The sequence below is a fragment of the Oceanisphaera sp. genome (genome assembly GCF_052084945.1).
In the GTDB taxonomy this organism is placed as follows: domain Bacteria; phylum Pseudomonadota; class Gammaproteobacteria; order Enterobacterales; family Aeromonadaceae; genus Oceanimonas.
Genome location: NZ_JBQDEX010000004.1, coordinates 1 through 19806 on the forward strand (window position 1 = coordinate 1; position 19806 = coordinate 19806).

15 protein-coding genes and 1 pseudogene are annotated in these 19806 nt (G+C 44.4%); 9 read left to right on the top strand and 7 right to left on the bottom strand.

From position 1 onward, the window contains the following. The first annotated feature begins 49 nt into the window (after nucleotides 1-49). Nucleotides 50-2428: an ATP-binding protein gene (locus tag ACTHY5_RS00830; RefSeq protein ID WP_441875114.1), complete on the top strand. Its 2379-nt coding sequence runs from the start codon at nucleotides 50-52 to the stop codon at nucleotides 2426-2428. 2 nt (nucleotides 2429-2430) lie between these two features. Continuing rightward, nucleotides 2431-4269 (top strand): EAL domain-containing response regulator, encoded by a 1839-nt coding sequence (locus ACTHY5_RS00835; RefSeq protein ID WP_441875014.1) that lies wholly within the window; start codon nucleotides 2431-2433, stop codon nucleotides 4267-4269. A 230-nt stretch (nucleotides 4270-4499) separates the two neighbouring features. On the opposite strand, the gene ACTHY5_RS00840 is transcribed toward ACTHY5_RS00835, so the two are convergent. Continuing rightward, nucleotides 4500-5039, bottom strand: coding sequence for a methyl-accepting chemotaxis protein (locus ACTHY5_RS00840; RefSeq protein WP_441875117.1), 540 nt, complete (start codon nucleotides 5037-5039; stop codon nucleotides 4500-4502). Next, nucleotides 5040-5720: pseudogene (locus tag ACTHY5_RS00845) on the bottom strand (PAS domain-containing protein); the annotation flags it as partial. Between the two features lie 439 nt (nucleotides 5721-6159). Between ACTHY5_RS00845 and yghU the strand changes: the two are divergent. From yghU to ACTHY5_RS00865, 4 genes are all read left to right on the top strand, one after another. After that, nucleotides 6160-7011 carry a glutathione-dependent disulfide-bond oxidoreductase gene (yghU, locus tag ACTHY5_RS00850; RefSeq protein ID WP_441875017.1) on the top strand — a complete coding sequence of 284 codons (852 nt, stop codon included), beginning with the start codon at nucleotides 6160-6162 and terminating at the stop codon, nucleotides 7009-7011. A 323-nt stretch (nucleotides 7012-7334) separates the two neighbouring features. Continuing rightward, on the top strand, nucleotides 7335-8966 hold the full coding sequence (locus tag ACTHY5_RS00855) for a BCCT family transporter (RefSeq protein WP_441875020.1): 1632 nt from the start codon (nucleotides 7335-7337) through the stop codon (nucleotides 8964-8966). Nucleotides 8967-9172: 206 nt separating this feature from the next. Beyond that, complete coding sequence (locus tag ACTHY5_RS00860; protein WP_441875023.1) at nucleotides 9173-11026, top strand: DUF294 nucleotidyltransferase-like domain-containing protein; 1854 nt, start codon at nucleotides 9173-9175, stop codon at nucleotides 11024-11026. 136 nt (nucleotides 11027-11162) lie between these two features. Next, on the top strand, nucleotides 11163-11906 hold the full coding sequence (locus tag ACTHY5_RS00865) for a 3'-5' exonuclease (RefSeq protein WP_441875026.1): 744 nt from the start codon (nucleotides 11163-11165) through the stop codon (nucleotides 11904-11906). Nucleotides 11907-11950: 44 nt separating this feature from the next. On the opposite strand, the gene ACTHY5_RS00870 is transcribed toward ACTHY5_RS00865, so the two are convergent. Then, nucleotides 11951-12589, bottom strand: coding sequence for a DUF2726 domain-containing protein (locus ACTHY5_RS00870; RefSeq protein WP_441875029.1), 639 nt, complete (start codon nucleotides 12587-12589; stop codon nucleotides 11951-11953). A gap of 129 nt (nucleotides 12590-12718) precedes the next feature. Here ACTHY5_RS00870 and ACTHY5_RS00875 point away from each other — a divergent pair, with 129 nt between their 5' ends. The 3 genes from ACTHY5_RS00875 to rlmM are packed head-to-tail and all read left to right on the top strand — an operon-like array spanning nucleotide 12719 to nucleotide 14803. After that, a complete protein-coding gene (locus ACTHY5_RS00875; RefSeq protein WP_441875032.1) occupies nucleotides 12719-13333 on the top strand; it encodes an alpha/beta fold hydrolase in 615 nt (204 codons plus the stop codon). Beyond that, complete coding sequence (locus tag ACTHY5_RS00880; protein WP_441875035.1) at nucleotides 13323-13712, top strand: DUF423 domain-containing protein; 390 nt, start codon at nucleotides 13323-13325, stop codon at nucleotides 13710-13712. The genes ACTHY5_RS00875 and ACTHY5_RS00880 overlap by 11 nt, the downstream gene beginning before the upstream one ends. Further along, the gene (rlmM, locus tag ACTHY5_RS00885; RefSeq protein ID WP_441875037.1) at nucleotides 13712-14803 is read left to right on the top strand and encodes a 23S rRNA (cytidine(2498)-2'-O)-methyltransferase RlmM; all 1092 of its coding nucleotides are present in this window, start codon (nucleotides 13712-13714) and stop codon (nucleotides 14801-14803) included. The genes ACTHY5_RS00880 and rlmM overlap by 1 nt, the downstream gene beginning before the upstream one ends. Nucleotides 14804-15035: 232 nt before the next feature. Here rlmM and ACTHY5_RS00890 read toward each other — a convergent pair whose 3' ends face one another. The 4 genes from ACTHY5_RS00890 to ACTHY5_RS00905 form a co-directional block, all read right to left on the bottom strand. Further along, nucleotides 15036-16043 carry an isocitrate dehydrogenase gene (locus ACTHY5_RS00890; RefSeq protein WP_441875039.1) on the bottom strand — a complete coding sequence of 336 codons (1008 nt, stop codon included), beginning with the start codon at nucleotides 16041-16043 and terminating at the stop codon, nucleotides 15036-15038. 77 nt (nucleotides 16044-16120) lie between these two features. Further along, on the bottom strand, nucleotides 16121-16903 hold the full coding sequence (xni, locus tag ACTHY5_RS00895; RefSeq protein WP_441875041.1) for a flap endonuclease Xni: 783 nt from the start codon (nucleotides 16901-16903) through the stop codon (nucleotides 16121-16123). A gap of 10 nt (nucleotides 16904-16913) precedes the next feature. Next, complete coding sequence (gene ppnN, locus ACTHY5_RS00900) at nucleotides 16914-18272, bottom strand: nucleotide 5'-monophosphate nucleosidase PpnN (protein ID WP_441875044.1); 1359 nt, start codon at nucleotides 18270-18272, stop codon at nucleotides 16914-16916. Between the two features lie 29 nt (nucleotides 18273-18301). After that, nucleotides 18302-19789, bottom strand: coding sequence for a GGDEF domain-containing protein (locus ACTHY5_RS00905; RefSeq protein ID WP_441875047.1), 1488 nt, complete (start codon nucleotides 19787-19789; stop codon nucleotides 18302-18304). Between the last annotated feature and the right edge of the window lie 17 nt (nucleotides 19790-19806).

Consider the following 19806-nt stretch of genomic DNA (forward strand, 5'->3'; position numbering starts at 1 on the left):
TAGCTGGCATACAATCAGTGGTTAAAAATTAAACACTCATGCGTTCGCCCTGGGGTACGAGCGCTCTGAGTTGATTAACCAAAATGTGAAGGTGCTCATGCCCTCAAAGTGGGCAAATGATCATGATAGTTACTTAGATAACTATATTCGCAGTGGTACTAAAAAAATTATCGGCCAAGGTCGGCGCGTCGCTTCTTTGCATAAAGATGGACGGCATATCCCCATTCACTTAGCAGTAGAGCAAGTTCGAGACCCGCATCACCCCGAACAACTAGAGTTTATTGGTATTTTAACCGACTTAACTGATGAGTTTCAGGCAGAGCAGCGTGAACGAGAAGAGCATGCATTATTGCGCTCTATTATTGATGCCAGCCGCGACCCTATTTTTGCAGTTAATAAAGAGGGCGAATATTTAATTGCTAACCAAGCATTTGCTAAGTTATTTCCTGAGTCTGTAACCAATGTGACTGGCTTAACACCTGACGGCTTTTTTACTACGTCATTAATACAAGCCGCCTTAGACAGTGATAAGCGGGTATTTGAAACTGGCCGCACAGAAAATGTATTAGTTGAGTTAGACGGACAAACCCGCTTTGATGTCACTAAATCTCCGCTGCTAAATGCCGATGGCGAAATTTATGGCGTTGTGAGTGTAACCCATAATATTAATGATATTTGGTATGCTCAGCGTAAATTAGAAAAACAGCAGCAGTTATTAAGTGTACTTCATAAAGGGTTGACAGATTACCATGCTCTTATGTCGGGTAATCAATTGTGGGCATTTTTAAAGTCAGCATTAAGAGAGTTAACTAATAGCCAATATTTATTTATAGGAGAAGTGCTGACTGAAGATGAACAGCCAGTATTAAAAATGCACGCGATTACTGAGCCTGAGCCTGATTGGAGTGATGAGTTTAAATCTTTGATTTATCAGCTGCGTGCAGGTGATGTTAATATTAAAAGCTCAGACAGTATTATTGGTCAAGTTTTTAGTCAAGGTAAAGTGGTCATTGATAATAATTTAAGTGATCAACAAATAAAAGGGCTGCCGAAAGATCACCCGTCATTCGATAATTATTTGGGCGTGCCCATTGTTTCAGATGGTGAAGTGATTGGTATGTATGCCATGACTAATTGTGCAGATGATTACACACAAGACTTAGTCACTTGGTTAGAGCCTTTTAACTCAACCTGTGCTTTATTAATTAAATTATATCGACAGCTTAACGAGCAAGAAGAGTTTACCGAACAGTTGCGTGAAGCCAGAGATGTGGCCGAGCAGGCTAGCCGAGCAAAAACCGATTTTCTATCTTCCATGAGTCATGAGCTGCGCACCCCCCTTAATGCTATTATGGGCTTTGCCCAATTGTTACAAAGTAATGAGCGCACTCCACTTAATAAACGGCAATATAGGCAAGTTGAACAAATTTATAAAGGGGGCTGTCATTTACTTAATTTGATTAATGAAGTTCTTGATTTAGCTAAAATAGAGGCAGGTCATATTAATATGTCGCTTGAGCCAATTGCGGTATATGAGGTAATAGTAGAAGCATGCGATGGATTGATGCCGATCGCTAAAAAGCACGGTATTAAAATTGAGTTAAGTAACAGCTTACAGCAAGCTCCATTAATAATGGCTGACTATACTCGTTTAAAGCAAGTGATTATAAACTTAGTAAGTAATGCGATTAAATATAATAAAGAAGATGGGCGAGTCAGTATTTTTTGTGAAGCTGATGCTAATGTATTGGTTGTGTCTGTTAAAGACACAGGGAAAGGTGTTGAGCCTAGTGATATAGAGCAGCTATTTAAGCCCTTTAACCGTTTAGGCGCAGAAAATAGTGCTATTGAAGGTACAGGGGTAGGGTTGGCGTTAACAAAGAATATTGTTGAAAAAATGGGCGGGTACATTGGGGTGCAGAGTGAGTTAGCTAAAGGCAGTGAGTTTTGGTTTAAGCTGCCGTTGGTTATTTCAGATGCGTCTGAGCAGGCGAGTGTGGCCGTGACTATGCCAGGCAATTTAGCGGCGCAAGAGCCGTCGGCTATGGCTGTTAAGAAAAAGACAATTTTGTATGTTGAAGATAATCCCGCTAACCAAAGGTTAATGAAAGATGTCATTGCTGAACAAGATGATAGACAACTAATTTGTGCACACTCTGCTGAGTTAGCCTTTGAAATTGCATGCTCTGATCCACCTGACTTGATCTTAATGGATATTAACCTACCCGGTATGAGTGGTATTGATGCTGCTAATTTATTGAGACGTAACCCATTAACGGCCAATATCCCCATAGTGGCATTATCAGCTAATGCTATGTCTAGTGATTTTAAAAAAGCCAGTCAAGCAGGCTTTCAAGAATATTTAACAAAACCTATTGATGTTCAACAGTTGCTTGTCGTTTTAAATACTTTGTTAGAGGCTGAATAATAATGCCAAGAATTCCCCTTGTTTACGACAATGCCGACATTTTAATTGTTGATGATAATCCCGTTAATGTTGAAGTTATCTTTCAGCTATTAGAGGATTATGGCTATAACGCAGTGCGCTGTGAAACGGACTCTCGTTGTGTTGAAGCCATACTTACAAAAAAAATGCCTGATCTAATACTGCTAGATATTCGTATGCCTCATATTGATGGCTACCAAATTCTGGAGTTATTAAAAAGGCATTGGCCAACTCAGACTCCCCCCGTTATTGTGTTAAGTGCGCAAATTGATGCCGAAACACGTTTACAGTCGCTGAATTTAGGTGCCCGAGACTTTTTATCTAAACCTTTTGACAGACTTGAAGTCTTGCAACGTATTCACAACACCTTGGAGTTACACTTTTTATTGCGTGATCGCAGCGACAGGGCTGAGCTATTAGAAGGTTTAGTTAAGCAGCGCACCTGTGAGTTACAGCGGTTATCGTTAGCAGATCCGGTAACAGAACGGCCGAACCGCTGGGGATTATTAGCCTTATTAAAAGAAAGATTGCAGCAAGAGCAAGAACAAATTTCTTCTATAAAAGCCATGGCAGTACAGTCTAAAGCACTGTGCAGTGCCGAGGCTATTTTGTACTTTATTGTGCTAGAAGGCATGGATGATATTGCCAGAGTGCACGGTTATGAGACAAGTGAGATGCTGAGTAAAGCCGTAGGGGATCGCTTGCAGCGGTGTTCACGCTTATATTCTAAAAATCATGACTTGCAGCAGCTAGGGGTATGGGGAGGAAATGAATGGCTGCTATTGGAGTTTGGCCAAGCCACAGAAAACACCATTGCTAGTTGTGCTAATCAATTGATTGAGTTTATGAATCAGCCTTTTAAACTGGGGCATTTGCTGTTGCATATTGGTGTGCGCATTGGCATTAGTCACAGTGGTTTTGTTTATCAGTCGGCTGAAGATTTAGTACGCTTAGCTTCTATGGCGTTACCTACTGAGTATAATCGTTGGCAGTGGTATCAGCCGGAGTTAGAGCAACATATGGTTAGCCTTAACCAGTGTCGCCAAGCCATGCGCAGTGCCATTGATAACAATGAACTTTTTTTAGTTTATCAACCTAAAGTGGCTTTGAACAATGGACGTATTATTGGTGCCGAAGCTTTATTACGCTGGATTAGCCCTGAGTTGGGATTTGTCTCTCCGGCTGATTTTATTCCGATAGCTGAAACAAGCGGAGAAATATTGCGCATTGGTGATTGGGTGATACACCAAGCCATTAAGCAACTTGAAGCTTGGTTTACCCATCAGCAGGTGCCTAGTGACTTTAAAGTTGCCATTAATGTGGCCGCATTGCAGTTATCACAGCCTGACTTTGCTGATAAATTAATTGCGCAGCTTAAAGCGAGCACAGTGCCATTATCGGCACTTGAGGTTGAGGTAACAGAGTCGGGCTTAATGAAAAATGTAGAATTAGCCATTAGTCAACTAAACCGATTGGCAGAGCAGGGTATTTCTATTGCAATTGATGACTTTGGTACTGGCTATTCTTCCTTAGCGTATCTAAAAACAATGCCGGTGTCGGTATTAAAAATTGATCGGGCATTTATTAAGGACATGGATATCGACAGCCAAGACCGTCGCCTAGCTGAAACTGTGATTAACATGGCCAAAAATTTAGGCTGTGATACGGTTGCCGAGGGGGTAGAGCGTGTTGAACATATTGAGTTACTAAAAGAAATGGACTGTACTGTTGTCCAAGGTTATTGGTATTCTCCGCCACTAAAGCCAGAAGCCTTTATTACCTTTAGCCAAGAACATCATAAACAACGTCAAGCTGAAAGTTAAAAAGGGACTGGTGAGTAGGGATTAAAGCAGCGCCAAGCTCAATAAAACAGGGATTGGTGAATAGAAAATAGAAATGCCGTGATAACAGATAAACGCGGTGTTCCAATCCCCAATCATTTTTTAGTGATTAGTAGAGGCCGCTTCAGCTGGCCGGTGGCGCTTTAATTTTTCTGCGCAAAATTGGCCAGCTAAAGCGACCTCTACCAAAGCGCAAATTAGCGTTGGGTTAATTAAAGAGTGTTGTTAAAGCTAGATACTGCATCGACGACTTGTCTTGCACCAGATTGAATTTCATTCATCACCTGTCCTGCTTCATAAGAAAGTTGCAGGGCATCATTTGCCTGTTTGAGGCTTTCTTCTATTACTGCCACTGCTTGGCTAGTGAGCTGCTTATTCTCTGTTACCACTTCAATTATCTGTTCGGTGGCTAAGCTGGTTCTTGAGGCAAGGCTACGTACTTCATCAGCAACGACAGCAAACCCTCTGCCTTGCTCGCCGGCTCGTGCCGCCTCTATTGCCGCGTTTAATGCCAATAAGTTAGTTTGCTCTGCAATACCACTAATACTGTCCACCAGGCTAGCAACCTTTGCAGACTGAGTGTCAAGCTCATAAATACTGTGGCTGGCAGTATCCATTTGCTCCGACAGCGCATTCATTGTCTGGGTTGTGTGATTAATGACATTAATGCCTGTTGTTGCATCTTGGTCTGTTTTTTTAGATATATCATAAGCAATTTCTGAGGTTTCAGATATTTTTAGCTCTCTATTCATTTGCTCTGTAATCTCGGTAGCAAATTTAACTACTTTATAAAGCTTACCGCTATCATCATGAACAGGGTTATAACTGGCCTCTAACCAAACAATGTTTCCATATTTGTCTAAGCGTTTAAAACGATCTGACACAAACTCACCGGATGCCAACGTATTCCAAAAATTTACATATTGTTGAGAGTTTACTTCAGATGGTTCACAAAAAATACGATGATGCTTACCCAGTATTTCACCTTTATGGTAATTAACGCTATTTAGAAAGTTATCATTTGCATTTAATATGACACCATCTAGGCTAAATTCAATCACAGCAACCGAGCGATCTAGCGCCATTAGCATATCTTTATCTTGACGAGATTGAGCAATGGTGTTAGTTAATTCACACGAGTATAGAGAGTAAATAAGCTGTTTGCTTTTTTTATCAAAGTGTGGCTGTAGTATATTTCTAAACCAAACTTCATCGTTATTTTTATGTTTTAACTGCAAAGCACCATGCCAATGCGTTTTATTGTTAATGGCATTTAGCATATTGTTCGTATGTTCTTTTTCTAGAGATAGAGGGAAAAGGAGTTCTTTTATATTAAGGTTGCTGACTTCATTTGGTGAATATCCCAGTGATTCATAAAATAATGTATTAGCTTCTATTATTTTATAGTCACTATTTATAGAGCAGTAGATCATTTCTTTCCGTAAATCTTTTTCTGCACCATAATAAATTGCCAGTTCTTTTTCTAACGCTTCAATTTTGGCAGCGTTTTTTTAACTTGAAATAACATCATTCATTTCCTTTCCTGGTTACCGATTGATATCTTTATTAAGTTAATACAAATTCGGCTCATCGGGTCGAAATGAGTTAAAAGTTTGTTAACTTTCATTTTATTGACGTTAAGCTGTAAATACTCATTTTAAGTATGGTTTTGACCAGCAAGACAACAATAACAGATTATACTGATATAGCCTCCATTTTTCACGCATTATTTGTATAAATATTAAGCGTTACTGGTGTGGTGTGCCTATTGTCTCAATGTAAAATTTACCTAGCATCATGCAGGCATTGCAGATATTAGGTAGTATCTATACCGAAAGAGAAGTTACGAGGCTAGATTTTTAAGGAGGTTATATGACTCACGCATATCAGGTACCTAAGGTATGGCAGCAACCAGTGGCAGACGGGAATACTTGGGCGAGCATTAATCGGCCCACATCGGGGGCGACGCACAACACCCCCTTACCTAAGGGTAAACATCCGTTGCAGCTGTATTCGTTAGGTACGCCCAACGGGCAAAAAGTGACTATTATGCTGGAAGAGCTGTTAGCGCTGGGTGTGACTGCAGCCGAGTATGATGCGCACTTGATCAATATTGGCGAAGGCGACCAGTTCGGTAGTGGTTTTGTTGAGGTGAACCCCAACTCAAAAATTCCTGCTTTGCTAGACTGTTCAAAGGATAAGTCGTTGCGGGTGTTTGAATCGGGGGCAATTTTGCTGTATTTGGCCGAGAAGTTTGATCACTTTTTGCCCAAGGAGTTAGCGCAACGCACCGAGGTTATGAATTGGCTATTTTGGCTGCAAGGCTCGGCGCCGTATTTAGGTGGTGGCTTTGGGCACTTTTACCAGTATGCGCCAGAGAAAATTGAATACGCCATTAACCGGTTTACCATGGAAGCTAAGCGACAGCTTGATGTGCTAGATAAGCAACTTGCCCAGCATACTTATATTGCCGGCGATGAATACAGTATTGCCGATATGGCCATTTGGCCTTGGTATGGCTGTGTGGTGCTAGGCGAAACCTATGATGCCGCGACGTTTTTAGATGCAAAAAGCTATGTGCATGTACAGCGCTGGGCTAAAGACATTGCCGCACGACCCGCCGTACAAAGAGGACGCATTGTTAATCGTACTGCAAGCCAAGCAGGGCCCTATTTAGAAAACCGCCACAGCGCCACCGATATAGATGCCGCATTGAAAGCTTGAAGCCCGAAGCTGGAAGTTAAGCCTTAAAACCTAACCACGAGATACCGGGGCAAGCCCAGTAAGACGGCTGAGTGTTGGTTTCAGCTTTCATTTTCCGTGGCGATAAGTCACTGATATTGTCTGTTTCGGCTTGGTGCCTGGTACCTGGTACAGTCTTCATGCCTGTCTACTTTGCGCTCTCTACAATGGCACTATAATGACTTATGTCTAAAAACGGATGCGCTTAAACGCAGCTTTAACTTTTTATGTTATATTACAGCTAGATGTCGCGATATAAATTTATCGCGGCTATCAGGACATTTTAAGACCAAAAGGGATCTGATATGACAGATAAAGACAATAATGATGTGATTGCACCGGACGGTAAGGTCAATCCCATCAATACCGATTATCAGGTAGGGCAAGATAATATTGCGCTGCAAATAGGTCCATTTGGGCTAGATATTCACAATCGGGTATTCATGATCTCGGGCTTGGCGATTGTGGCCTTTGTGTTTTTAACCTTGGCGTTTCAAAACCAAGTTGCGCCTTTGTTTGTAGACTTGCGCGCTTGGCTAACTTCAAGCCTAGATTGGTTCTTTTTAAGTGCCGGCAATATTTTTGTGTTGGTGTGCATAGGGTTAATTCTTTCGCCTTTGGGGCGGGTTCGTATTGGTGGTACTAAGGCAACCCCAGACTTTACTTATTTGGGGTGGTTTTCAATGCTGTTTGCCGCAGGCATGGGCATTGGCTTGATGTTTTATGGGGTGTCTGAGCCCTTATCTCACTTTGGTACTTCGTTTGCAGGTGTGACCCTAGAAGACGGTGTACGTACCGACTGGGCTCCTTTAGGCGGTGCCGTGGGTGATGCTGCAGCGGCTACTAACTTAGGTATGGCGGCCACTATTTATCACTGGGGGCTACACCCTTGGGCGATTTATGCAGTACTAGCACTGGGCTTGGCAATATTTTCGTTTAATAAAGGGTTGCCCTTAACTGTGCGTTCAGTGTTTTATCCGCTGCTAGGTGAGCGGGTGTGGGGCTGGCCTGGGCATGTCATTGATACCTTGGCGGTAATTGCGACCATGTTTGGCTTAGCAACCTCGCTAGGTTTTGGTGCTTCCCAAGCCAGTGCCGGTTTAAACTATTTATTTGATATTCCACTAGGCACGATCACCGAAATTGTGCTGGTGATCTTAATTACCGGTATTGCCACTATTTCGGTGTTAGCTGGGCTAGATGCTGGGGTGAAGCGGTTATCTGAAATCAATATGGCGCTAGCAGCCTTATTGTTGATATTTGTGATTGTAGTGGGCCCGACGCTGCTTATCCTTTCTGGCTTTTTCAGCAATCTGGGGGCTTACTTCCAAAACTTACCTGCACTAGCTATGCCATTTGAGCGAGAAGATGCCAACTTTACCCAAGGTTGGACCGCTTTCTATTGGGCATGGTGGATTTCTTGGTCACCTTTTGTGGGGATGTTTATTGCGCGTGTTTCTCGTGGTCGTACCGTGCGTGAGTTTTTGGTGTCGGTATTATTAATTCCTTCTACCGCTTGTGTATTATGGATGACCGCTTTTGGTGGCACAGCGATTAATCAGTTTGTTGCTGACGGCTATGAAACGGTAGTGGGAGCCGAGGTGCCGTTACAGTTGTTTATTATGTTGGATGCGTTACCACTGGCACAGATCACTTCCTTTATTGGTATTATTCTGGTGGTGGTGTTCTTTGTCACTTCATCTGACTCGGGCTCTTTGGTGATTGATACTATAGCCTCTGGCGGTAAGGTTAACTCACCTAAACCACAACGAGTATTTTGGTGTGGTTTTGAAGGCTTAGTGGCCATTGCGCTTATGTTAGGTGGCGGTTTGGCGGCATTACAAGCCATGGCGGTATCAACGGGCTTCCCGTTTGCCATTGTGCTTATGGTGTCGTGCGTTTCCTTAATTAAAGGCTTGGCGTCTGAACCCAGGTAGCACAGGCTAAATAAGCAATATGAGGGGCGAAGCGCAACGTGAAGGGGTAACCTAACACCAAGCGCTTCGCCCTTTTTATCTTATTGGGTTCGAGCCTAATTGCACAGCTAAAGCAGTGCCTACCTCCGAGCACCATATGAAATGGGCGTTGTGGGTGAATAGGGAGTTAATCACTTCCACTTTTACTAAGATGAGCGAGTCGTGATATGGAAGCGGAACAGTTAGAAATACTCGGCTTTATTCGTCGTTTTGTGCCGTTTAATGGACTAGATGACGAAGTGTTAGAGTCGATTGCCAAGCAAATAGAAGTGGCCTATTACCGCGCTGATACCGTAATCCTTAATTATGGCGATTTGGTACATGACTTGTATCTTATTCGCTCGGGCGCTGTAGAAATGCACAGACGCAGTGGTGAGCTGCATAACCGATTAAGTGAAGGCAGCTTGTTTGGTCAAATGGGCTTGTTGATGAATAACAGGGTGCGAATGTCGGCCACGGCATTAGAGGACACTTTAGTCTATTGCCTGCCTGAAGCTGTGTTTAATGAGCTATATGACAGCTACGAGTCTTTTGCCGATTATGTAGAAGTAGAAGACAATGCGCGTTTGCGCCAAGCAGTATCACGCCAAGAAGGCGGAGACGAGCTATTAACTTCAACGGTACGTGAGCTTATCTCGCGCGAGCCGGTGACTATTACGTTGTCGGCCTCGGTGCTAGAGGCGGCGCAAAAAATGACTGCCGAAGGAGTGTCCTCTATCTTGGTGCTTTCTGATCAAGCACAAAGTATGCACAGTGTGGCGGGTATTTTAACTGACCGAGACTTGCGTGCCCGCGTATTGGCTACAGGTTTACCCAGTGACACTGGGGTGGCTCAGGTGATGTCTGAAGATTTATTGGCATTAGAAAGTGGTCAGTTTGTATTTGAAGCCATGCTGATTATGTTGCGCTATAACTTGCACCACTTGCCAATTTTGCATAAAGGCCAACCGCTGGGGGTGATTGCGCTATCGGATGTAATGCGCCATGAATCACGTAATAGTTTGTTTGTTGTACGCCACATATTTCAGGCGCAAACGTTGGCTGAGTTGGTCACCATTGCTGATGATGTTCGAGCGTGCTTTGTGCGCATGGTAAATGAAGATGCTAATTCTAAAATGATTGGTACGGCCATGGCTGGTATTGGTCGCAGCTTTAAACAGCGTTTATTGGAGCTTGCCGAACAGGAGCTGGGGCCGCCCCCTGTGCCATATTGCTTTTTGGCTTTGGGATCTATGGCGCGTGATGAGCAATTAATTGTGACTGATCAGGATAATGCCATTATTTTGGATAATCATTACCAAGCGGATAAGCACGGAGCCTATTTTGCCACGCTGGCCAAGCGGGTTAGCGATGGCTTAGCGGCCTGCGGTTATAGTTATTGTACTGGGGATATTATGGCGACGAATGTGCAGTGGCAAAAAACGCGTTCCCAATGGGAGCACTGTTTTAGTGACTGGATAGCGAATCCTAGTGCGCAGACTTTATTACACAGTTCAATTTTCTTTGATCTTGACGGTGTGTATGGCAAAACCCAGTGGGCTGATCAGCTGAATGCGTTAATTGCTCGCCAAGCTCAGCGCAGCCCGCGCTTTTTAGCAAGCATGGCGCGTAATGCTCTAGGACGTACGCCACCGCTGGGCTTTTTTAAAGAGTTTGTGATGGAGCAAGACGGCAAGCACAATAACTCCATTAACCTTAAGCGCCGGGGGACGGCTCCTTTAGCTGATCTTATTCGGGTACACGCGCTGGCGGTAGGCTCTAAGTCTCACAACTCGTTTGAACGGTTAAATGATGTGATTGAGTCCACTATTTTACCCAAAGGACGTGGGCCCGACCTGCGTGATGCCATGGAGTTTATCGCTATGGTACGCATTCGCCATCAGGCATTAGATATTGAAGCGGGCAATGAGCCAGATAACAATATTGAACCAGAAAACCTATCGGATTTTGAGCGGCGTAATCTCAAAGACGCGTTTCTTATTTTAAGCAATGCGCAAAAATTTATGAAGTTTCGCTATTAGTGGCAGCTTATTTGCACAAGTTGCGTTAAGTCGTACGTTGTTAGCGGTCAGTGTAACGAAAGTTCTCCATGACATGCATGTTTGACTTTATCTGTCATCTTTATATGAAGCTTAATTGCTTAAGGTGGAAGCCTGAATGTTTTATTTGCGACCAGAGCAGGTTCACCGTGCGCCACAGACCCCTGTGTGGGCTGAGTTATTCAATGAGCGAGCACAGCAGGCTCGAGACTATCGGTTAGAGCGATTTTATCGCGCCGGCGCCATTAATGGTGATACGCCACTGTCACAGGTGCCATTTGTGGCGATGGACTTTGAAACTACGGGGTTAAATCAGAAAAAAGATGCCATTGTGAGCATTGGCTTGGTACCGTTTGATATGCAGCGCATTCGTTGTAAAGAGGCGAAGCATTGGATATTAAACCCGCATAAGCCGATGGCTGAAGAGGCGGTAGTGATCCACGGCATTACTCATTCAGAAGTACAAGCGGCACCGGATTTGTTATTGGTATTAGATGAGCTGTTAACTGCATTAGCAGGCTGTGTGGTGGTGGTGCATCATAAGGCCATAGAGCGGGGTTTTTTAGCCGCAGCGCTAAGGGCGAGACTAAATGAGGGTATTGAATTCCCGGTGGTGGATACCATGGAGCTAGAGGCGCGCCTGCATCGCGATAAGCCCTTGGGGCTATTAGGGCAGCTGGCGCGACTGCGCGGCAAAAAACCGGTGTCTATTCGGTTAGCTGACAGCCGTTATCGTTATAATTTACCATTTTACCAGCCCCACCACGCACTGACCGATGCCCTAGCCACCGCCGAATTATTGCAAGCGCAAATGGCCTACCATTATCAACCAGAAACCGCTATTAGTGATATTTGGGGGTGAAGGTACTAGCAAACTTGGGAGCGGCTAAAATAGTCCTTAGCTTTTTACTCTGTTTCACCTTCTGTGCTGGGGGTTGGTTGGTCTGTATTAGGCTCAGACTCAGATGTGGGGAGTGAAAGCGTGGGCTCAACGCGACCGTGGGGGCCGCTAGTCGGTAAAAGTGTGTGGCTTTGTTCGCAGGCGGTTATAATCTGTTGGTGTAATGCTTGTGCACTAGGCCAAGCAGTAGGTGATAGCTGAATAACTGGGATCCCAGCTGCTTGGATATATTGCAGTTGGTGACGTTTGCGCTTATTGGCTTTTTTACTTGGATTATCGTGTGTTAAAACCACTGCGACTTTTACGCTAAGATCATCAAACGAGCAGAGTACAAAATCTAACTTGTCGTCTTTTATCATTTGCTGTGCGCGTTCGCGTTGCGACTTTTTTAAATTAGAGTTAGGGCTTAGCAATTCATTGAGGCTGATGGCAACAAAAATACGCATGCTCTGGCCTATTGCCTCATCAAGTAGCCTTAGGGCTGTGCTGGCGTCGGGGCTGAATAGTCTTTTTTGTGTATAAGTCGTGTGCACCTTGCCACGCCATAAGCGTGCTAATAGCTTGATGAGCACAAGCAATATTAATAGTCCTACACCACTGAATATTATCCAGTCTAGGGGAGTTGTGGGCAATACTTGGGTCATTTAACGGCCTAACGAGTCAATAAAGCAAGCTTGAGTGTAGCAGAGCGGCGCGGGTGAAAGAATATGCAGCCTCGTATGCTGCGACGTGATTGAGCCGTCACGGCGCCAAAACGCTGTAATGAGGGGATAATGAGTAAAGTATTAATCAATGGGGCAAGTGATGCACCCAATCGAGTGCTGTTTGCTCATGGGGCAGGGGCCGGTATGGAGCATGCTGATATAAATTTTTTTGCGCAAGCGCTAGCCGATGAACAGATCCAGGTGATCCGGTTTGAGTTTCCTTATATGCAAAAAACACGATCGGATGGGCGACGTCGACCTCCGGATCGGGAGCCGGTATTATTAGATTACTGGCGCGAAATAGTCGCTGAGTTTGCCCACTCACGGTTGTTTTTAGCGGGCAAGTCGATGGGGGGACGCATGGCGTCATTAGTGGCCGATGAGTTAACACCGACAGGGCTTATTTTGTTAGGTTTTCCATTTACCCCGCCAAACAAACCAGAGAAATATCGCGGTGCGCATTTGGCGACGCTTACCACGCCCACGTTATTAGTGCAGGGGGAGCGAGATGCCTTTGGCAATAAAGACGCGGTGCAGAGGGTTGAGCTGTCGCAATACATACAAACTCATTGGCTTACTGATGGGGATCACAGTTTTAAACCACGTAAAGCTTCAGGCACAACGCTTGAACAGAACTTGCATGAGGCGGTGGTGAAGATGAGGAGTTTTATTCTTGCTGGTTAAAAGTTGGTTTTATATTGGCGCTTTGTTCGGGCTAACAGGCACAGTACTAGGGGCTTATGGTGCTCATGGTTTAGCATCAAGCGGTGCATCTGACTCATTAGTGAGTGCTTTTAATACGGGAGTGCAGTATCAATTTTATCATGCGCTTGCATTATTATTTATGGTGCTGGCGTTGCGGATTAAGCCATTAAAAACGCTGCATCTGGCGGCGGGTTTCTTTACACTAGGCACTGTGCTATTTAGTGGCAGTATTTATGCTTTAGTGCTATTAGGCACTAAGGGTATTGGATTTATTACGCCGCTAGGCGGAGTATGTTTTATGGTGGGATGGTTCAGCCTGTTGCTGGCCGGTCGCTCTTGGTTGAGGTTTGAGTCTTGATGAAACAGTTATTAATTTATTGTCGCCCTGGGTTTGAAAAAGAGGCGGCAGCGGAAATTCAGGACCGAGCCGGGCAGTTTGGTAGCCCAGGTTTTGCGCGCACCAAGGACGATAGCGGCTTTGTTATTTATGAGTGTTTTTCGCCAGATGATGCTGACTTAATGGCGCGTAAATTGCTATTTAGAGAGTTGATTTTTGCTCGGCAAATGGTGGTTGTGCAGGCTGAGGTGAAAGAGTTGTCATTGGACGATCGCATTAGCCCTATACTTGATGCCGCTGAGAGCATGGAGTTATGCGGTGATCTGCGAGTAGAAACACCTGATACTAATGATGGAAAAGAGCTGTCGCGCTTTTGTCGTAAATTTACGGTGCCTATGCGCCAAGCATTACGCGCTAAGGGGTTATTAACCGATAAAGAGGTGCGTAATAGACCGATATTACATTTATTTTTTCTAGCTAATAATCATGCTTTAATTGGGTATTCTTATTCGTTTAATAATTCACCTTTTCACATGGGAATACCGCGATTACGTTTTCCGAGTGATGCGCCCAGTCGTTCTACCTTAAAGCTAGAAGAAGCCTTTCATGTGTTTATTCCGCGAGAAGAGTGGGAGATGCGTTTAACTTCTGGTTTAAATGCGGTGGATTTAGGGGCCGCTCCTGGCGGTTGGACATATCAACTTGTTAGCCGTGGCATGATGGTAACGGCGGTTGATAATGGCGCTATGGATAGCAAATTAATGGATACCGGTCAGGTTAAGCACTATCGCGAAGATGTGTTTAGCTGGCGTCCTGGGCGTAAGAATGTCTATTGGTTGGTGTGTGATATGGTCGAAAAGCCGGCGCGAGTGGCGGCTACCATGGCGGCGTGGTTAGTTGATGAAGACTGCCAAGAGGCGATATTTAACCTTAAGTTACCAATGAAAAAACGCTATGCTGAGGCGGTGCATAATTTGCAGCAGTTAAAAGAAAAGCTGGCGGAGCTGGGCGGGTTTCATGTGCAAGCTAAGCAGCTATATCATGACCGCGAAGAAATTACTGTGCATGTGTATCGTCCTTTTAAAGTTGCGCGGTTAATACCGAAAGAGTAATAGCGCCGAGCACCAAGCCAAAAGAAAGCGGTACGTTTAACGCGGTACGCCATACATTAAAAAGCACCGTTTTTACGTAAGGCGTATGACGTAAAGCGTATGGCTATCTGTTAAATGGATTGCCGCGTTGCTACGCTCCTCGCAATGACGCCAAAAATAAAAACACCGAGTCGGTAATCGACTCGGTGTTTTTTTGTGATGGCAGTTTTTCAACTCCCTTCATCTACAATTTTTACAGATTAGCAATAATCGCTTGAGTAAACTCTGTGGTGGTGGCACTGCCGCCTAAATCGCGAGTTACGGTTTTGCCTTCGGCAATGGTTTTGCGTACCGCGTTGCGAATTTGCTTAGCCTTATCTTGCATCTCTAAATGCTCAAGCATTTGAATGGATGCTAAAATAACTGAACAAGGGTTTGCAATGTTTTGTCCTGCAATATCGGGTGCTGAGCCGTGTACGGCTTCAAAAATTGCCACATCTTTACCAATATTTGCCCCTGGCGCCATCCCTAAGCCACCAATTAAGCCGGCGCATAAGTCAGAAATAATATCACCAAACAAGTTGGTAGTGACTATGATGTCGAAGCGCTCTGGATACATGACTAAGTTCATGCACACTGCATCTACTATCATTTCGTTGGTTTCAATGTCTGGGTAGCGCTCGGCCACTTCGCGAGCCACTTCTAAAAATAAGCCAGACGTGGATTTTAAAATATTCGCTTTGTGCACTATAGTGACTTTTTTACGCCCTTCAGTACGTGCTAGCTGGTAAGCAAACTCGGTAATACGCTCTGCACCTTCGCGGGTGATAATACTCATGGCTTCGGCACGCGAGTTGTCATCAGAGCGAGTTTGGCCAGCGCCTGAGTACATGCCTTCGGTATTTTCTCGCACGGTAATGATGTCGATATTTTCAAACCGGCTTTGAGCGCCTTCAAAGGACACGACTGGGCGCAGGTTAGCGTATAAATTAAAGTGTTTACGCAGCGACACGTTAATAGACGTAAAGCCACCACCAATGGGTGTGGTCAGTGGGCCTTTAAGAGTGATTTTGTTTTTTTCAATTAAATCGAGGGTCGACTGGGGAAGAAGTTCACTGTGTTTTTCCAGTGCCATTAAGCCGGCATCGGCATAGTCGTAGTGAAAGTTACAACCGGCATGATCCATAATAGTCAGGGCGGCATCGACAATACTTGGTCCAATCCCATCACCTGGGATCACGGTAATACTGCGTTTGTTCATGAGCGGCGTTCCGTTATATTTTGAGTAAGTTAAGTTGTTATTATCACGGCTGTTATAGCATTTTAGGTAAGAGGTTACTATGAGTGGTTAGTCAAACTGTGATAGCGGATATCTTGCAGGTTAAATCCGAGCTCAATATCATCAACGAGCTTTACTAATTGTCGCGCTAGCAGTGCTTGATCTTTGTGAGTCATCACTGTTTGCTCGGCTTTATCTTGGCTGTGAGCTATCAGTAACTTATCCAGCGAATGCCAGTGTGTTAGTAAGGCTTTAGCGCGCTTAGGACCAATGCTTGGAACACCTTTTATGTTGCTGCCAGATACCCCTGTTAGTGCCCAGTAGTCAACTAGCTGTTCAACGTTTAGCCCAAACTTTTGCTGCGCCAAAGCGGCGGTTAACGCTGTTTGATTAAAGTGATCCCACAGCTGAATATGCGGATTAAGTAACTGACAAAACCCTTGATCAGTAGAGACTATTACGCTGGATTTACCATGGCGGCTAAGGGTGGCAGCCAAGGTGGCAATTAAGTCGTCGGCTTCATCGGTATCTGATAATAAAGCGTCTATGCCAAGTGTCCATAAGTCTTGTTGTAATTGGGGAAGGTGGTCAGCCAGGGCGCTTGGCATGGGTTTGCGCCCGGCTTTATAATCAGGGTAAAGGTGATGACGAAACCCTGTAGGTGCCCCATCAAATACCGCCACGACATGAGTTGGCTTAAATTGATGCAATAAGCGCGTGGCCGCTTGTATAAGTGCGGCGCTGGTGGCTATTTGCGCAGCCTGTGCAGTTGGGTTGCGCAGCTCTTGTACCGCATATAATCTGCGAATAAGATTGAGTGCATCAATAATCAGAAGTTGCATAGCAGCTAGCTTATTGACCCTGAATGCGATAGCAGGGCACGTAGGTTGAGCCTGGCAACTTCATGCGTTTTTGTTCAACAAACTGGCGTAATAATTTATCCATCATTTTCATAATGTCGGGATCGCCGTCTAATACAAAAGGCCCTTTTTCCGCAATGGCTTGAATGCCACCTTCTTTAACGTTGCCGGCTACTATTCCGGAAAAGGCGCGACGCAAGTTAGCAGCAAGCTGTTGTGGCGGTTGATTGCGGTTTAGATTTAAGCTTGCCATGTTGTCGTGATTAGGGGTAAACGGTTGCTGAAATTCAGACTCTATGTGTAGTGACCAATTAAATGAGTAGGCATCGCCTACCGATTTACGATAATCACGCACCAATGGCATGGCATTTTTGATGCGTCTGGCTACTTCAGCCGGCTCATCAATAATAATTTGGTAAAGTGCTTGAGCATCTTTGCCTAAAGTATTGCCAATAAACTCATCCATACTGCGAAAATAATCTGCGCTTTCAGGAGGGCCGGTTAAAATAATGGGCATGGGTTGATTACGGTTTTCTGGGTGCATCATGATCCCCAAAATATAGAGAATTTCTTCTGCAGTACCCACACCACCGGGAAACACAATAATACCATGGCCAATACGGACAAACGCTTCTAGGCGCTTTTCAATATCGGGTAAAATAACCAGCTCGTTGACGATAGGGTTAGGCGGCTCAGCGGCAATAATAGAGGGCTCAGTTAAGCCTATATAGCGACTGCCACTCGCTCTTTGCTTAGCATGCCCCACCGCGGCTCCTTTCATTGGGCCTTCCATGGCGCCGGGGCCACAGCCGGTACAAATGTGCATGTCTCTTAATCCCAGCTCATTACCAACTTCGCGAGTATATTGATATTCGCATGCAGAAATAGAGTGGCCACCCCAGCACACGGCTAAGTTAGGCTCGGCACCGGGGTGAACTGTATTGGCATTACGCAAAATAGAAAACACTAAGTCAGTTAAGTGCTCGGCTGAGTTGTGGTTAAACTGGCTATAATTTTGTAATTTACTGTTTACATAAATAATATCGCGCAGCACTGAAAAGAGGTGATCTTGAATGCCACGAATAATCTCGCCATCAACAAAGGCATGACCGGGTGGGTTAAATAGTTCTAGTTTTACGCCGCGCTCACGGCGAATGACGTTAATATCAAAGTCGGTATAGCGGTCGAGGATCTCTTTAGAGCTATCTGTTTGACTACCTGAGTTAAGCACGGCTAATGCGCAGTTACGAAACAGTTGATAAAGAGCCCCAGAGGCTGATTGTTTAAGGTTGTCAACTTCAAGCTGTGACAGCAAGTTCATGCTGCCAACTGGATTAATATGGGTGATCATAATCACTCCCGTAAAAGGTGGTGAAGGGGTCAATCTATGATGAATTGATCTCGCCCTGAATTTTTAGCGCGATATAAGGCTTGGTCAGCGCGTTCTATGGCTGAATGAATGCTATCGCCAGTTTTAAACAGGGTTGCCCCTAAAGAAACAGTAATGGTGACTGAGTTCTCTTTGAATCTAAACGGAATATGCTTCACTTTTTCTCGCAGTTTTTGTAGTGGCTTATCTAAGTCTTGTTGACTGATACCTTTAAGAAGAATAATGAATTCTTCACCACCAAAACGAGCGATAAAATCAGTTTCCCTTAACGATTTTTTTAGTGTACGAGCAATTAAACGTAATGCCTTATCACCTGCTAAGTGGCCATACTCATCGTTAATTTCCTTGAAGTGGTCAATATCAAGTAACACGATACATAATGGAATGTCGTAGCGCCGCCATTGTCGATACTCAATATCGAGCCGTTGATCCATACCGGCTCTATTATGAATTTGGGTTAAGCTATCTATAAATAGCTTATCATTTTGTGCATTGAGTTGCTGTTTATATTGCTCGGCTTCTTGCTTGAGTGTTTGCAGCTGTTGATCCATTTCATTCATGCGCGTAAGAAGTGTTTGTTCGCGCTCTTGCAAACGTTCATTTTGAGATAAAATATGGTTAATGCTGCGCATGCGCAGTTGAATATCAGCTTTTAGTTGCGTGTTGGTTTGGTTAAATAGATGCTCGCCTATGGCTCTAAGTTCACCAGCAATATGATTTCCGTGGTGGGTATGAGCTGCAAATAGAGACTGCCCCTCGCTGTAAGTAATTGAAAAGTGCCGATGTACCTCTTCTAAATGTTTATTTAAATTTGCTAAAAAGAGAGTCGAATTTTTTCGTTCAAATCGGCAACCATCAATAATGATATCGATAAGCTGAATACAAATATGGGGAAGAGTTTTAGGATCCACTTCTTGCTGTAGCTGTTCGCGTAACTTAGTCAGCTCTGCGTTAATGGGGCCTGAAAAGTGTAATTCATCAATTAATTGCAGTAAGCGAGAGCAGAGTTTGTGCTGGCTTTTTTGTTGCGTGCTGGTGTTTGCCAAGCTATTGGTGAGCGCCACTTGATAGTAATCAAGTAATTGTAGTAGTTGATTTTGGTGGCCGACTCCTTTGCTCCAAGCTAACAGAGTTTCATTAGTTTGTGGGGGGCTAAAACCAGACTCTAATAGTACAGCTGAAGCTTGCTGCACTTTTTGTTCACTTTCACTTTGAAGTTGCGTTAAACGGCCATGGCTATTACGCAGTCGCTTGAGCTGTTGCGTTAATGTACTTGATAAGTGTGCGGGTTGATAAGGCTGCTCTGCGCTAATAGGCGTTTGGGCGCCAGTTACCATTTTGTGCCACTGGCTGGCTAACCTAACCACCGCTGGTGCTGACGCTGTAGCGGGCTGCTGTAACTCCGAATGTAGCGTTTCGAGTTGATTAATGACACTGGCCAGTTCTTTTAGCATCTGTTTATTGTCAAAGTTGATCATTTTTCACCATCGCGGTC

What these genes read in the sequence shown, in the direction of transcription:
- ACTHY5_RS00835 (WP_441875014.1), top strand. Translation starts at nt 2,431, where the DNA reads ATGCCAAGAATTCCCCTTGTTTACGACAATGCCGACATTTTAATTGTT.
- ACTHY5_RS00840 (WP_441875117.1), bottom strand. Translation starts at nt 5,039, where the DNA reads ATGAATAGAGAGCTAAAAATATCTGAAACCTCAGAAATTGCTTATGAT.
- yghU (WP_441875017.1), top strand. Translation starts at nt 6,160, where the DNA reads ATGACTCACGCATATCAGGTACCTAAGGTATGGCAGCAACCAGTGGCA.
- ACTHY5_RS00855 (WP_441875020.1), top strand. Translation starts at nt 7,335, where the DNA reads ATGACAGATAAAGACAATAATGATGTGATTGCACCGGACGGTAAGGTC.
- ACTHY5_RS00860 (WP_441875023.1), top strand. Translation starts at nt 9,173, where the DNA reads ATGGAAGCGGAACAGTTAGAAATACTCGGCTTTATTCGTCGTTTTGTG.
- ACTHY5_RS00865 (WP_441875026.1), top strand. Translation starts at nt 11,163, where the DNA reads ATGTTTTATTTGCGACCAGAGCAGGTTCACCGTGCGCCACAGACCCCT.
- ACTHY5_RS00870 (WP_441875029.1), bottom strand. Translation starts at nt 12,589, where the DNA reads ATGACCCAAGTATTGCCCACAACTCCCCTAGACTGGATAATATTCAGT.
- ACTHY5_RS00875 (WP_441875032.1), top strand. Translation starts at nt 12,719, where the DNA reads ATGAGTAAAGTATTAATCAATGGGGCAAGTGATGCACCCAATCGAGTG.
- rlmM (WP_441875037.1), top strand. Translation starts at nt 13,712, where the DNA reads ATGAAACAGTTATTAATTTATTGTCGCCCTGGGTTTGAAAAAGAGGCG.
- ACTHY5_RS00890 (WP_441875039.1), bottom strand. Translation starts at nt 16,043, where the DNA reads ATGAACAAACGCAGTATTACCGTGATCCCAGGTGATGGGATTGGACCA.
- xni (WP_441875041.1), bottom strand. Translation starts at nt 16,903, where the DNA reads ATGCAACTTCTGATTATTGATGCACTCAATCTTATTCGCAGATTATAT.
- ppnN (WP_441875044.1), bottom strand. Translation starts at nt 18,272, where the DNA reads ATGATCACCCATATTAATCCAGTTGGCAGCATGAACTTGCTGTCACAG.
- ACTHY5_RS00905 (WP_441875047.1), bottom strand. Translation starts at nt 19,789, where the DNA reads ATGATCAACTTTGACAATAAACAGATGCTAAAAGAACTGGCCAGTGTC.